General features: G+C 39.5%; 14 protein-coding genes. 9 read left to right on the forward strand and 5 right to left on the reverse strand.

Annotation, left to right across the window (positions count from 1 at the left end):
• Positions 1-18: 18 nt before the first annotated feature.
• Entirely contained in the window at positions 19-1,329 is a 1,311-nt protein-coding gene (locus ACQQ5U_RS07390; RefSeq protein WP_437396395.1) for a gliding motility-associated protein GldE, read from the forward strand.
• Positions 1,319-1,876 (forward strand): gliding motility lipoprotein GldD, encoded by a 558-nt coding sequence (gene gldD, locus ACQQ5U_RS07395; protein WP_437396397.1) that lies wholly within the window; start codon positions 1,319-1,321, stop codon positions 1,874-1,876. The genes ACQQ5U_RS07390 and gldD overlap by 11 nt, the downstream gene beginning before the upstream one ends.
• Here gldD and ACQQ5U_RS07400 read toward each other — a convergent pair whose 3' ends face one another.
• Positions 1,877-2,311: a hypothetical protein gene (locus tag ACQQ5U_RS07400; protein ID WP_437396399.1), complete on the reverse strand. Its 435-nt coding sequence runs from the start codon at positions 2,309-2,311 to the stop codon at positions 1,877-1,879. It abuts the gene before it with no gap.
• A 227-nt stretch (positions 2,312-2,538) separates the two neighbouring features.
• Here ACQQ5U_RS07400 and ACQQ5U_RS07405 point away from each other — a divergent pair, with 227 nt between their 5' ends.
• Both ACQQ5U_RS07405 and ACQQ5U_RS07410 read left to right on the forward strand, forming a co-directional pair.
• Positions 2,539-2,862: a hypothetical protein gene (locus ACQQ5U_RS07405; protein ID WP_437396400.1), complete on the forward strand. Its 324-nt coding sequence runs from the start codon at positions 2,539-2,541 to the stop codon at positions 2,860-2,862.
• A gap of 65 nt (positions 2,863-2,927) precedes the next feature.
• On the forward strand, positions 2,928-5,039 hold the full coding sequence (locus ACQQ5U_RS07410; protein ID WP_437396402.1) for a TonB-dependent receptor domain-containing protein: 2,112 nt from the start codon (positions 2,928-2,930) through the stop codon (positions 5,037-5,039).
• A 65-nt stretch (positions 5,040-5,104) separates the two neighbouring features.
• Here ACQQ5U_RS07410 and ACQQ5U_RS07415 read toward each other — a convergent pair whose 3' ends face one another.
• Complete coding sequence (locus ACQQ5U_RS07415) at positions 5,105-7,177, reverse strand: M16 family metallopeptidase (RefSeq protein ID WP_437396403.1); 2,073 nt, start codon at positions 7,175-7,177, stop codon at positions 5,105-5,107.
• 1 nt (position 7,178) lies between these two features.
• Positions 7,179-8,501, reverse strand: a complete 1,323-nt coding sequence (locus tag ACQQ5U_RS07420) for a M16 family metallopeptidase (RefSeq protein ID WP_437396405.1) — start codon at positions 8,499-8,501, stop codon at positions 7,179-7,181.
• Positions 8,502-8,684: 183 nt separating this feature from the next.
• Between ACQQ5U_RS07420 and ACQQ5U_RS07425 the strand changes: the two genes are divergently transcribed.
• From ACQQ5U_RS07425 to rpmA, 3 genes are all read left to right on the forward strand, one after another.
• A complete protein-coding gene (locus ACQQ5U_RS07425; RefSeq protein ID WP_437396407.1) occupies positions 8,685-9,140 on the forward strand; it encodes a DUF4199 domain-containing protein in 456 nt (151 codons plus the stop codon).
• 95 nt (positions 9,141-9,235) lie between these two features.
• Entirely contained in the window at positions 9,236-9,772 is a 537-nt protein-coding gene (gene rplU, locus ACQQ5U_RS07430) for a 50S ribosomal protein L21 (protein ID WP_437396409.1), read from the forward strand.
• A 25-nt stretch (positions 9,773-9,797) separates the two neighbouring features.
• Positions 9,798-10,058 carry a 50S ribosomal protein L27 gene (gene rpmA, locus ACQQ5U_RS07435; RefSeq protein ID WP_437396411.1) on the forward strand — a complete coding sequence of 87 codons (261 nt, stop codon included), beginning with the start codon at positions 9,798-9,800 and terminating at the stop codon, positions 10,056-10,058.
• A 71-nt stretch (positions 10,059-10,129) separates the two neighbouring features.
• Here the strand turns inward: rpmA and ACQQ5U_RS07440 are convergent, their stop codons facing one another.
• On the reverse strand, positions 10,130-11,242 hold the full coding sequence (locus ACQQ5U_RS07440; RefSeq protein ID WP_437396413.1) for a D-TA family PLP-dependent enzyme: 1,113 nt from the start codon (positions 11,240-11,242) through the stop codon (positions 10,130-10,132).
• Between the two features lie 161 nt (positions 11,243-11,403).
• Here ACQQ5U_RS07440 and ACQQ5U_RS07445 point away from each other — a divergent pair, with 161 nt between their 5' ends.
• Positions 11,404-11,982, forward strand: a complete 579-nt coding sequence (locus ACQQ5U_RS07445) for a DUF3332 domain-containing protein (RefSeq protein ID WP_437396415.1) — start codon at positions 11,404-11,406, stop codon at positions 11,980-11,982.
• 68 nt (positions 11,983-12,050) lie between these two features.
• Here ACQQ5U_RS07445 and ahcY read toward each other — a convergent pair whose 3' ends face one another.
• Positions 12,051-13,367 carry an adenosylhomocysteinase gene (gene ahcY, locus ACQQ5U_RS07450; RefSeq protein WP_437396416.1) on the reverse strand — a complete coding sequence of 439 codons (1,317 nt, stop codon included), beginning with the start codon at positions 13,365-13,367 and terminating at the stop codon, positions 12,051-12,053.
• Between the two features lie 74 nt (positions 13,368-13,441).
• Between ahcY and ACQQ5U_RS07455 the strand changes: the two genes are divergently transcribed.
• Complete coding sequence (locus tag ACQQ5U_RS07455; protein WP_437396417.1) at positions 13,442-14,083, forward strand: 4'-phosphopantetheinyl transferase family protein; 642 nt, start codon at positions 13,442-13,444, stop codon at positions 14,081-14,083.
• Positions 14,084-14,088 lie beyond the last annotated feature (5 nt).

The following is a 14,088-nucleotide window of genomic DNA, read 5'->3' on the forward strand; positions in this document are numbered from 1 at the left end:
TTAAAAAGCAATATTAAATTGGATCCCGAGCCCTATTGTTTGGCATTTTACTTTACAGCGTTTAGTGGAATTTTCACTTTAAAAATTGTCGTGCTTGTATTGCTGTTGGCTGGTTCAGCTTTAATTTCAGCAGCAGAAGTGGCGCTATTTGGTCTTTCGCAGACCGATGTGAACGAAATGCAGGAGAGCGATTCTTCCCGAAGCAAACTGATAGTGCAATTATTGGAAAAACCACAAAAATTACTGGCTACGATTCTAATTACGAACAATGCCATTAATATAGGGGTTGTGCTGTTGTTCAGTTCCATTGGCAATACAATTTTTGCCGGTATAGATGGAACCTTTCGTTTTTTATTGGAAGTTGTGGTAGCTACCTTTTTAATATTGATGTTCGGAGAAATTCTCCCTAAGATTTATGCTAATCGTAACCGTGTACAGTTTTCGCATTTTATGGCCGTTCCCTTAAAAGGATTGAATTTTCTGTTTGCGCCATTGAGTTCACCAATGCGATCCGTTACACTGTTTATGGAAGATAAATTGGGAAAGAAAAAGTCCAATTTGAGCATAAACCACCTTTCGCAAGCGTTGGAACTTGCCTCTGAGGGGGATACTACCAAGGAAGAGCAAAAAATATTGGAGGGAATCGTAACCTTTGGAAATACGGATACCAAGCAGGTAATGCGACCAAGGATTGACATTTTTGCCCTGAACGAGAAAATGAAATTTCCAGAGGTGCTCCAAGAAATCAAAAAGAACGGATATTCTAGGATTCCAGTTTTTTCTGAAAATATGGACAATGTCTTGGGCGTCTTATATGTGAAAGACCTGTTGCCTTATATTGAAAGGAAGAACTTTAACTGGATGTCGCTTATTCGCGAGCCTTACTTTGTTCCAGAAAACAAAAAACTGGATGATTTGTTGTTGGAGTTTCAGGATAAGAAGAATCACTTGGCCGTTGTAGTGGACGAGTATGGAGGAACATCGGGAATTGTAACACTGGAAGATATAATTGAAGAAATCGTAGGAGACATTAGCGATGAGTTTGATGATGAGGATTTGGTCTTCTCGAAATTGGACGACTATAATTATGTGTTCGATGGCAAAACAACCCTAAAGGACTTTTATCGTGTAGTTAAGATTGAAGAAGAAGAAGAGTTTGAGGGCCAAAAAGGAGAATCTGAGACCATAGCAGGCTTTGTACTGGAAATATCAGGAAGTTTCCCTAAAATAGGAGAAAAAGTGTTGTTCAAGGACTACCAGTTTATTGTGGAAAGTATGGACAAAAAAAGGTTGAAACGTGTAAAAGTAACATTGCCCCATGAAGCATAATATTTTATTTTTTATTGTTGTAGCAGCACTTTTTGTAGGTTGTAAAGATGAGGTTTTACCCAAACCGAAGGCCATGTTGCGATTGGAATATCCTACGGCAGCGTATACTACCGCCGGTTCGGACTGTGTATATACTTTTGACCAAAACACGCTGTCCAATATTAAAGAAAGTAAAGACTGTTCCATGGTTTTGGACTACCCCATGATGAAAGGGTCGATCTATCTAACTTACAAACAAGTTAAAGATAATTTGGATACGCTACTTGTAGATGCACAAAAACTATCATACGAACATGTAGTAAAAGCGGATAATATTGTGGAACAACCATTTATTAACCAAGAAGATGGCGTGTATGGAATGTTCTACGAAGTAAGCGGTAATGCTGCCTCCCAGTCACAATTTTATGTAACCGATAGCATCAATCACTTTGTGACAGGCTCACTCTATTTTTATGCAAAACCCAATTACGATTCCATTCTTCCTGCAGCGATGTACTTACAGAATGACATTAGAAGAATTATGGAAAGTTTGCGTTGGAAAAAGTGATTATTGTACTGAATCCTTGGCAAGCAGGGCTTCGGCACGAGCGATACTACCATTGATTTTTTCCTTCACCTCTTTTACCTTTTCTTCTTCCTCATCCAGCCATTGCTGTTTCTCTTCGGTAAGTTCTTTGCCCTCCAATATTTCTTCGTGATTAAATCGATCTCCAAAATCCTTCATCCAATCCATCATTGCAGTATTGGCTTCTTGAAGATCTTTCATGGCAACTTCATACTTTCGACCCATTTCGGTAGAGTCCACTTTTGCTTTTAGATCACCGACCAATTTGCCGATTGTTCCCATTTTGGGCATTACCTCATCATGGATGTCCATTACCTCTTCCATTTGTGATGAACCTTCAGGTGCTTTTTTCTCCTCTTTGCAGGAGAAACTCAAAAACAAAACAGTACAGATAAGGATTGAAAAAAGTTTTTTCATGGTGTATAAAATTATGTCTTCAAATTTAACTATTTGGGACAGTAAAAATGAGGGATTAAAGCTAAATATTCAAATAAATAATAAAAGTGACTTTGGTCACATAATAGAATCTTAGGTATTCTTAAATTCGCTGATTATTTCAATTAAGAAGTAAGAGAGTATTGGATAGATCTTCACATACTTTGCCCAGACGGGTTGGCTTTTCTTCGCTTTTCATTCTCTTGATAATGATTAGCAACCTGCGCTTTTCTTCCATGTACGTATACTATAGTTTGGATAGAGAAGGGTTTATAGAACAGCTCTGTGAAAACAAGGACAAACCGGAACTTAATTGTAACGGTAAATGTATGTTGATGCAAATGCTCCGTGCCCAAGCGGAAGACGATGAACCCCTGCCGGTGATTGGTTGGGAGGAAGTTTTGGTGTTTTTTATGGAGATACCTAGTTATAATCTCCCTGATGACAACGAAAATGAGATAGCCCCATTCTATTACTCCGATTCCTATTCGTATCGCTTTAGCGATACCCTGATAAAACCTCCAATGGTTTAAGATATACCCTAAAAACGGCAAATACACATTGCCGAATATGTATAATCTTAAACATAACATCAAAAATGAATATAAGTGCACTGGCAAAACTTTGTGTTTTGCTTTTAGGGACCACTGTGTCCTACGCGCAAGTTTCAAATGCGCAAGATTCCCTAACAAAAAAACCAGTACAATTGGATGAGGTTCTTGTAGAGGGGAAAAGAAAAATAGATCCAGTTTTTTCCACGTTCAAAAGTGAGCCGGAGAAGAAAATTGTCCAATCAAAAAATGTGGCGGATCTTTTTAAAGATATCAATGGATTTAGCCTGATCAAACGCGGTAATTATGCCATAGACCCATCTTTTCGGGCTTCTCAATATGAGCAACTCAATGTTCAATTTAATGGTGGGACCAAGGTGATGCACGCCTGTCCTAACCGGATGGATCCTATTACCACTCATGTGACCCCTGAAGAGATAGAGCGGGTAGAAGTGGTTAAAGGACCATATACCTTTAGATACGGGCCCACCTTTAGCGGTATTGTAAATTTGGTGACTCAAGAAGTTGAAAAACAAGAAAAAGGATATCATGGCAAGGTGAATTTTGGTGGTGAGAACAACGGAAATGCTATTACAAGTTTTGCCAATCTAAAGTATGTCGGGGAACAGTTTGATGCGAACCTTAATTTCGGATTTCGTGATTTTGGGAATTATGAAGATGGTGATGGAAACGAAGTGCCTTCATCCTTCAAGAGCACCGATTATGGCGTTCAGGTAGGCTATAACCCCACAGAGAATCAAAGAATCCAACTTGGGTTTCGACAATCTTTTGGAAGGGATGTATTGCATGCCGGATTACCTATGGATACGGAAATAGATGATAGCAATGTGCTCTCTGTCGATTATAAGTTGGATAATATTTCTGATGGATTGCAAGCATTGAGCGCAAAGGTTTATCGTTCTAAAGTAGACCATGTAATGACCAACAAACTAAGACCGTCTTTTATGATGACAGAGGCGGTATCGGAAGTGGATGCCCTTACTGTTGGTGGTCGAGTTGAACTCGAATGGAAACCTGTTGACGACTTAAAACTCTATACTGGGTTGGATGCATTTTCAGTAGGAAGAACGGGAAATAGAACGCGTTTGGTGAAAAGAAATATGAACGGAGATTTGTTGCCTACTCCCATGGAGTTTGTTGATGAGGTATGGCAAGATTCCCAAATTGATGATTATGGTGCCTTTGTGGAAGGGAAATACCCGTTGTCGGAAAAGTTTTTGTTGAATGTTGGGGCGAGGTACGATATGGTGCGATCCAAAACGGATGCACCAGCTGACGATTTTGTTGCTGAATATCCCGATTTGGATACAAGAACGGAGCATAACTTTAGTACAACAGCATCATTTAAGTATATGGCCACATCCAATCTTTTATTGGAATTGGCCTACGGTAGAGGAGTACGTTCCGCGAATATGATTGAAAGATTTATCAATCATTTTACGGTTGGGCAAGATCCTTACGAATATGTGGGTAACCCCTATTTGGATGCCGAGGTGAACAATCAATTTGAACTGGGCGTTAAAGCAAATACCAATTTTGAGGGATATGCCTTCAACCGATTGGATTATGGGGCTTCTGTCTATTATTCTATCTATGACAATTACATTGTTCCTGTGATAGACCCATCATTGAATAAAAAGTATATGCCGATGGCTGAGCCTACTGACGTAAAAAGATTCACCAATTTGAATGATGCCTACAAAACGGGGTTTGAAGTTTTTGGGGAATTGGCCTTCTTGGAAGATTTTGCATTTAAAACAGAAGTGTCCTATGTGTATGCAAAAAATCAAGATTTGGATGAATCACTTCCATTGACTCCACCTTTGGTGACCCGTTTTAATTTAAGTTTTGAAAGGGAAACGATTTGGGCTAGGGCAACCTATACCCTTACTTCGAAACAATCCGATATAGCACTTTCCTTTGGAGAGCAAACAACGGATGGTTATGGAGTAATGGATTTGCGTTTTGGGGCAAAACCCTTTGAACATTTAACAGTTGGAATTGCAGCGTCCAATATTTTTGATGAGACCTATAATAACCATTTGAATTTCTCTTTTGTGAACCAAGCAGATTATGGCAGAGTGCCTATCAATGATCCTGGAAGAAACCTATCTGCTTTTATACAGTACAGTTTTTAGCAAATTGATGAACAATAAAAAAGGCGCTCTGAAAGGAGCGCCTTTTTTCTATTAAAAAATCTTGTTTATTTAAAGTCTGATGCCTCAACCCCTTCGTTTACCTTAATTTCTTTTACGATAAACTCCATATTCTGAGGTCCCATGCTTTGCATTAACTTAAATGGAAATTTAATGCCAGACACTTCTTGGTAATCACCATAGCCCATGGTACTGGTCATTTGTTGGCCTTGAACCTCTTGCGTGTTGATTTCTTGTACCTTAAGTCCAGTTTCCACATCATAGAAAGCAGTTTTACTATCGCTGATCTTCAATTTGTAGGCTTTTTTGTCACCCACGGGCTCAATGCCTTCTAATGAAACATCTCCTGCCGCCAAGTAATTTAATTCGGGAAAAGCGGCAGATTCTTCTTTGATTTTTGCAATCTCTTCTGGAGAAAGGTCTTTGCGCTGACCTTGAACCACCATATATCCAGCATCACCATCCAAAACTTGTTTTTGCATGGAGTTACCTTGTACTTTTACGTCTTGCATAAATTGGTCTTGGGCAGTTTTCTTCATCTCAAGTTCCAATTTCATGCCCTGCATTTCGGCTTCGGCCACCATGGAGTAAGAATCCACACCTTCCAGTTTTGATTTCCCTCCAACAGCTTCAATATACTTTTCCAAAACGGTATTGGCATCCATACCTTCTGGAATGGCAGTATTATAGTTTGGTTTTTCCGTTTTGCTGGCATACTTATCGTAGAAAAGTACTGGAACATCTTTTTCGTTAAAGGATACCTTTTCCAAGTTTTCCAAAACATCGCTCCCTTTTCCTGTTACAACAACACGTGCGTTGGAAGTTGAAAAATGTTTTTGGGCAGCTTTCTGAACGTCCTCCTTGGTTATGGCATCCAACCGTTCTAAATAGGTTTCGTAAAAATCTTTTGGAAGATTTTCGGTTTCTATATTCAAAGCATAATTCGCGACCGTTTCTGGTTTTTCGAGGGCCATCACAAAGCTTCCGGCATATTTTGCTTTAGCATTTGCCAACTCTTCGTCAGAAACAGGTTCGGAAGTCATTTTGTCTATCTCTTTCAATATTTCTACCACCGAGCTATCGGTAACTGCGTTACGTACTTGCGCGTAGGCGTTAAATCGCATTGGACTATACTTATTGGCTCTGATTCCAGAATAGGAGCCATAAGTGTATCCTTTGTCTTCTCTCAGATTTTTGAATAAGCGGGCTTGGGAGCCTCCTCCCAAAATTCTGTTTGCCAAAAGGGCATCCAAATAATCCTCATCTTTCATTTTTAAATCGGTGATGTTTTCTACCGCAACTTCAGATTGCACGGCGTTGGGTACATCAACAAAGTTGATTTGCGTATACTGCACATCTTTTGGGTCGGAGTAGCTGAACGATGGTGGTGCAGCTTTGGACCATGGCGTAAAGGCTTTTGTGACCAGTTCTTTAACTGTATCAAAGTCAACATCGCCAATCACAACCAAATAAGCGTTGGCAGGTACAAAATAGGAACGATAAAACTGCTCCACATCCAATAAGGTAACATTGTTCACCGTTTCTTCGGTCATAAACTCACCATAAGGATGGTTTTTGCCATAGGCCAAAGCTAGCTGAACCCTATCTGCAATAGCGGAAACATCTTTTTCTTCTGATTTGATGCCGGTGATTATCTTCTCTTTTTCCTTTTCAAATTCCTCTTGGGTAAAGTTTGGATTGAGTGCGGCATCGGCCATCAACTCCAAAATTCTTGGAAAATATTTGGATAGCGAACTGGCAAAGGCACTTTGATCCCCTATAAAGATATTGGCGCCCAAAAAGTCCACTTCATCATAAAACTCATCTTTGGGAATGTTTTTAGATCCTTTTCCCAACATACTTCCGGTAAGCGCAGAGACACCTGCTTTATCCCCCTCCATAATGGGTGGGTTGTCAATGGAGAGTTGAATGCGTACCCGTGGTAACTTATGGTTTTCGACCACCAGTACTTTTAAACCGTTTTTGAGTTCAAAACGGGCTGGCTCTTTTAAGTTGATTTTTGGAGCGGGGCCTGCTTCTGGCGGTGTGCTCCTGTCTATTTGTGCGTAAGAGGCTGTCATAAATAACGACAGTGCAGCTAAAACTATGTACTTTTTCATTTTAATTAGCGTCTTTTTGTTCTGGTAAATACTCCAATTCGATGCGTTGGTTCACCTTCAAATATTTTTTGGCCACTTCCATGATTTCCTCACGGGTTATGGAACGGTAAATGTCTATTTCTGTATTGATGAGGTTGGTATCATCCTTTAGCATATAATTTTCGGCCAAAGAGTTGGCAATGCCCTCAACACCGCTGTTGGCATTTACAAATTGGTTTTCGAACTTATTCTGAAGTTTTTGGTAATCTTTTTCGGAAATCAATTCCATTTGGAGTTTTAAAATTTCTTCATCAATTTCTTTTTTGATGTCTTGAATGGAATTGTCTCCTACCGGAAGCCCTCCAACAATGTAAGAACTGTAATCTTCCGCATCAATAGGTACGGAAAGTATCTGCAGTGCCATTTTTTTCTCGTCGACCAATTTCTTGTAGAGTTTGGAACTCTCACCACTACTCAAATAGGTAGAAATCATGTTGATGACATAAGAATCCCGCTGTCCTTGACCTGGTGTTCTATATGCCAATAGAATCGCAGGAATTTGTATGTTGGGGTCATGATATTTAGCGAAGACTGTTTTTGTAATCGGTTCTTCCTTTACATTTGGTCTTTGTATTTCAGCTCCTCTTGGGATCGGGCCAAAATAGTCTTCGATCATCTTTTTGGTCTTGGCGGTTTCAAAGTCACCAGCTACGACCAATACAGCATTGTTGGGTACGTAGTATGTTTTATTGAACTTTTTGAAATCGTCCAAAGTAGCACTGGCCAAATGCTCCAAAGAACCAATAACTCCCCATCGGTAAGGGTGTTCGGTGTAAAGATTTTTGAGAATTTCATTGAAAAAGGCGCCATAAGGCGAGTTGTCCACTCTAAGCCTTCTTTCTTCTTGAACCACTTCTTTTTGGGTGTCCACTCCAACTTGCCCGATAATAGGGTGCATCAAGCGTTCGGATTCCAACCAAAGACCAACTTCTAAACTATTGGAAGGGAAAACTTCATAATAATAAGTTCGGTCTAAAAAGGTATTGGCATTATTTCTTCCTCCGTTGGCCGCGGTTATTTGGTCCCATTCACCTCTTTCAATGTTTTTGGTCCCTTCGAACAATAAGTGTTCAAAAAAATGTGCAAAACCTGTTTTGTCCGGGTCTTCGTCTTTAGATCCCACATGGTACATTACGGATGTGGTGACCACTGGGGCTGAGTTGTCCTGGTGCAGGATAACATGGAGCCCATTGTCTAGATCATACTCTTCAAAAACTACTTCTTGTGCAGAGAGCAGCACTACTCCAAAGAGCATTGTAAATGCAGAAAACAAATGTTTTTTCATGTTAATAGTCAGTATTTAAAAATTGATGTTGCTAAGAGGTTGGTGTCGATTTTCCAATCGATGTTACGCTAAATATAAAATATTTTCCCGAAGACCTGCAGATTTATAAAAGTCTTAGGGTTTAAAATGTGGTATAATTCACAAACATTCAGTAAATTATACATGAATCCAAAAAGAAAAAATATGAAAAATTTAACCCTTCCAATTAGATATGGTATAGTTACCAGTGCTGTTCTGATTGCTTATTTTTTGATATTGGCCTTGATGGGAAAGCACACCAACGTATTTTACAGTCTTTTCAATGGAGTGATTACAGGATTTGGGATATATGAAACCATCAAGTACACCAAAATAAAGCAAGGTCAGAAATTTAGTTATGGAAATGGGTTTACGGCAGGCATTACCACTGGATTTGTGGCCACCTTGCTTTTTACCATTTTCTTCGCCCTTTATGCTACAGAGTTTGATACTTCTTTTCTGGACAAACTTTCCACAGCATGGTCCAGTGATTACAAAAATTTCCAGGGTATTGTATTTTTTACGGTGGCCATTATGGGATTTGCCACAACCTTAGTCTTAACGCTTTCTTTTATGCAACTCTTTAAAACAAGCAACAATTCAAAAAAAATAATGGGCTAAATCAAAGAGGAATACTTGTAGATTAAGGATTTAGCAGTATATTTGCACCCGCTAATTTTGATAAAGCGAAATAATTTTAATCTAATTAACGCATTATGTACGCAATTGTAGAGATGGCAGGGCAGCAATTTAAAGTTGCAAAAGACCAAAAAGTGTACGTTCACCGTTTGCAAGAGGATGAAGGTAAAAAAGTTACTTTCGACAAAGTTCTTCTTTTGGAAGATGGTGGTAACGTAACCATTGGCGCCCCAGTCATAGAAGGTGCGGCTGTTGAAGCCAAAGTTGTTAAGCACCTTAAAGGAGATAAGGTAATCGTCTTTAAAAAGAAAAGACGTAAAGGTTACCAAAAGAAAAACGGTCACAGACAATATTTGACTGAAATCGTTGTTGAAGGTATTGTAGCCAAAGGCGCTAAGAAAGCGGCTCCTGCTAAAGCAAAAGCTGAAACAAAGCCAGCTGCAGAACCTAAAGCTGAGAAAAAAGCGGCAGCTCCTAAAAAAGAAGCTCCAAAGGCAACCGAGGATTTAAGCTCTAAAACTGTTGCCGAATTGAAGGAAATGGCAAAAGCCAAGGAAATTACCGGTTACTCTTCCATGAAGAAAGCCGAGTTGATCGAAGCGTTAAGCAAATAAAGAAAAGAACTAAAATTTATATATCATGGCTCACAAGAAAGGTGTAGGTAGTTCAAAAAACGGTAGAGAATCAGAATCGAAACGCTTAGGTGTTAAGATTTTTGGTGGTCAGGCAGCAATTGCTGGTAACATCATTGTAAGACAACGGGGTACCAAGCATAATCCTGGCGAAAATGTATACGCAGGAAAAGACCATACTTTGCACGCCAAGGTAGATGGTATTGTTAAGTTTGAAAAGAAAGTTGGTGGTAAATCCTATGTTTCCATCGAACCTTTTGAAGCTTAGTAAGCAACAATAATATTTAATAAAAAAGCTCTGCATTTGCGGAGCTTTTTTATTTTAATTGGATGCCAAGTTTAAAATCGAAGTTTTCGTTTTCGAGCTGTAATTTCCCAAGTATCTACTTTTTGCCCGTTTTCAATTACCGAGACTTCATCATGCAGATTAATAGTGGGACAGATGTGATACGGAATACCGTAAAACACATCGCCTACTTTGTATCTGTCCCAATGTTTTACCTTGATTACACCATGTTCTTCACTTTGTGAAAGTAGCTCATAATCCTCCAAGTTCAAGAATTTAACCCGTTTGTCAATCGGGTTCTCAGCTGCAACCGATTTATGGCCCAAATCCACCGTTATTATACCCTCCGTAGGCTTAGAAATTACCCGTGTAACCAAAAGAGCGGCGGGCTTAAAATTTTGTTCCGTTAATTTTTCACCATAGCCCCAATCCCAAAGTACGCAAGTGCCCGGGCTGGTAATTCTACTTTTCTCTATTAAATGAGAGGTGAATGAAGGTGTTCCGCCACAAATCATTCGAGCATCCGGAAACCTTTCCTGAACAGCCTTAAAATAGGTGTTTACAATTTTAAATCCCTTTTCAATCTTAGTTTTCCTCTCGGAAAAATCAGAATCACGTAGGTGGCCATCATATACATGAAAGCCTTTAAAAGACAAACCTTTACAGGTGTTCAGATATGCCATGAGTTCATCCAGTCCCTTTCCTATTTCAATGCCGGACCGATTCATGCCATTATTGATATCAATGTAAATAGGAATGGTAAGCCCATATTCCAATCCTTTTTGGTTTAAAAGGTCCGCGCTATCCTCATTGTCCAAAATCGTGGAAAACTGGGTTTTTTGGAAGTGCTTTATCAAATCCATAAGGCGTTCCACTTTTGGGCCGACCAGTTGGTGGGCAATCAAGACACTTTCGGCACCGGCCTCGGCGGCAATCTCCGCTTCGGATATGGTAGAGGCTTTAAAATTGGAAATTCCAGATGCCAGCAAGAGTTCCATAACCTTGGGCATTTTGTTGGTTTTGATGTGTGGCATCAATCTTTGCGCTTTTCCATCAACGAGTGAAATCATCTCATTTATATTGTACTTGACATGCTCCAAGTACAATGCAATTGAAGGAGAATCGACTGTTTCCACATTTTGTATGGTGTACCAATTATTTTCCATTACTATTCTTTTTCGTTCGAATAAAGGTAATAATCACAATCGGATGGCCCGTAATTTTTAAAAAACTAAAATGGGCTTATACCTAGAATCACTTTTCAGAAAAGAGCATCTAGTAAAAATCTTTTCGTAGCTTTAATAACATTAACTATAAATCTTATATCATGAAAAAAGTAATTATTTCTTCTTTATTGGCCTGCTCAATTTTGTTTTCAAGCTGCTTAGGTTCTTTCAGTGCTTTCAATAATTTAAAAGATTGGAACCAAGGACTAACAGATAGTAAGTTTTTGGACAACCTAATTTTTTGGGGATTGAATATAGTACCTGTTTATGGGTTATTCTTTCTAGGAGATGTCATTATATTCAATGTTATTGAGTTCTGGTCAGGTTCCAACCCTATTGCTATGAAGGATGGGGAATCCGAGACTCAAATGGTGGAGCATGATGGAAACACCTTTGAAATGATAGCAACCAAGAACAGAATTCAGGTTACTGTTGTTGAAGGGCCTAAAAAAGGAAAGAAAATTGATTTGGTGTACAAGCCGGATGAGAAATCTTGGAACGCTATACGTCCTAATGGAGAAATTATAAAACTATCCTCTTTTGAAGAAGGTTTCTACATTGTTTACATGCCAAATGGTGAAGAAGTAAAAATTGACCCAATGAGTACTAAGGAAGAAGGATTGGCTTTGCTACAGGAAAGTAAAACTTGCTACTATGGTGAAACCTTGTTAGCGGATTAAGAACATAATATCCAATAAAAAAACCCATGGTTCTGCCATGGGTTTTTTGTTTTATATCACTTTTGTACTTAGTATCTGTAATATTCAGGCTTAAATGGTCCCTCTACTTTTACACCGATATAATCTGCTTGCTCTTCATTAAGTTCGGTCAATTCAGCACCTAAACGGGACAAGTGCAATCTGGCTACCTTTTCATCCAAATGCTTGGGAAGCATATACACTTCGTTGGCATATTTGTCGCTATTCTTCCAAAGCTCAATTTGTGCCAAGGTCTGGTTAGTGAAAGAGTTGCTCATGACAAAACTTGGGTGGCCTGTGGCGCATCCTAAGTTTACCAATCTTCCTTCGGCCAAGATAACTACATCCTTACCATCAATAGTGTATTTGTCCACTTGTGGTTTTATTTCATCTTTGGTGTCACCGTAGGTCCCATTTAACCAAGCCATATCGATTTCATTGTCAAAATGCCCAATATTACAAACAATGGCCTTGTCTTTTAGAGCTCTAAAATGCTCTTCACGGATGATGTCTTTGTTTCCTGTAGTGGTGATTACAATATCGGCTTTGGAAATAACGGTCTCCAATTTTTTCACCTCAAAACCGTCCATACAAGCTTGAAGGGCGCAAATTGGGTCAATTTCCGTTACCGTAATTATGGCACCAGCACCGCGGAAAGATGCCGCAGTTCCTTTTCCAACATCACCATAACCTGCAACAACCACACGCTTGCCTGCCAACATAGTGTCGGTGGCTCTACGAATGGCATCCACAGCACTTTCGCGACATCCATACTTGTTGTCAAATTTGGATTTGGTTACAGAATCGTTCACGTTAATGGCCGGCATTGGGAGAGTTCCTTTCTTCATTCTTTCATACAAGCGATGTACTCCCGTAGTGGTTTCTTCTGAAAGACCTTTTACACCTCCCGCCAATTCTGGATATTGGTCCAAGACCATATTGGTAAGGTCGCCACCATCATCCAAAATCATGTTCAATGGCTTTCTATCTTCTCCAAAGAATAATGTTTGCTCGATACACCAGTCAAATTCCTCTTCGTTCATTCCTTTCCATGCATAAACGGGGATGCCGGCAGCAGCAATAGCAGCAGCAGCGTGATCCTGAGTGGAAAAAATGTTGCAAGAACTCCAGGTTACCTCTGCTCCAAGGGCCACCAAGGTTTCAATCAAAACAGCGGTTTGAATGGTCATGTGAAGACAACCGGCAATCCTAGCACCTTTTAAAGGTTGTTGGCTTCCGTATTCTTCACGCAATGCCATAAGACCTGGCATTTCGGCTTCGGCCAACTCAATTTCTTTCCTTCCCCAATCTGCAAGAGAGATATCCTTTACTTTATAAGGTACATATGGAATTGTCTTTGTGCTCATACTTTTTATAAATTTACTTTTGTAGCTTAGCTTAAATAGTGCGACAAAGATACGAAATCACTTAACTTTTGTTAATGCCCGTTTACAAAACAATAACAGTTTCCCCGACCACTAAAGTTTACATCTGGAAGGTTACCGAGCCAGAAGTGGAACTTTCCAAAGATGTGGAGCTTACACAGCATTGTCAGAACCGTATGGACGGTATGAAATCAGAGGCCCACCGAAGGGCTTTTTTAAGTATTCGCCATCTTATGGCGGAGGCAGGTTATGTAGATCATGATCTGTACTACGATGATTTTGGTAAGCCCCATCTTAAAGATGGAAAGTTCATCTCCATTACCCATTCGCACAATTTTACTGGAATTATCATTAGCGAAACTGATGAAGTCGGTATCGATATTGAGATGCAACGAGATAAAATCCTTCGGATTGCCCACAAATTCACACCGATTCAAGAATATAAAACCTTGGCGAATTCCGAAGCGTTGATGCGAAAACTGACCATTGTTTGGGGAGCTAAGGAATCACTCTACAAAATCTATGCGCAACAGGGGTTAAGTTTTTTACGACATATCAATGTTATTGATTTTTATTTTGATGATACCAGAACAGTGGCAGAAATCATGTATCAAGGCAAAAAATCGCATTATGAAGTTCAATTCTTGGAGTTTGAAGGATTTACTTGTGTGTATGCCTTAAAAATGATGGGGGGATGAAGATT

Source organism: Flagellimonas lutimaris, assembly GCF_051494225.1.
Classification (GTDB): domain Bacteria; phylum Bacteroidota; class Bacteroidia; order Flavobacteriales; family Flavobacteriaceae; genus Flagellimonas; species Flagellimonas lutimaris_A.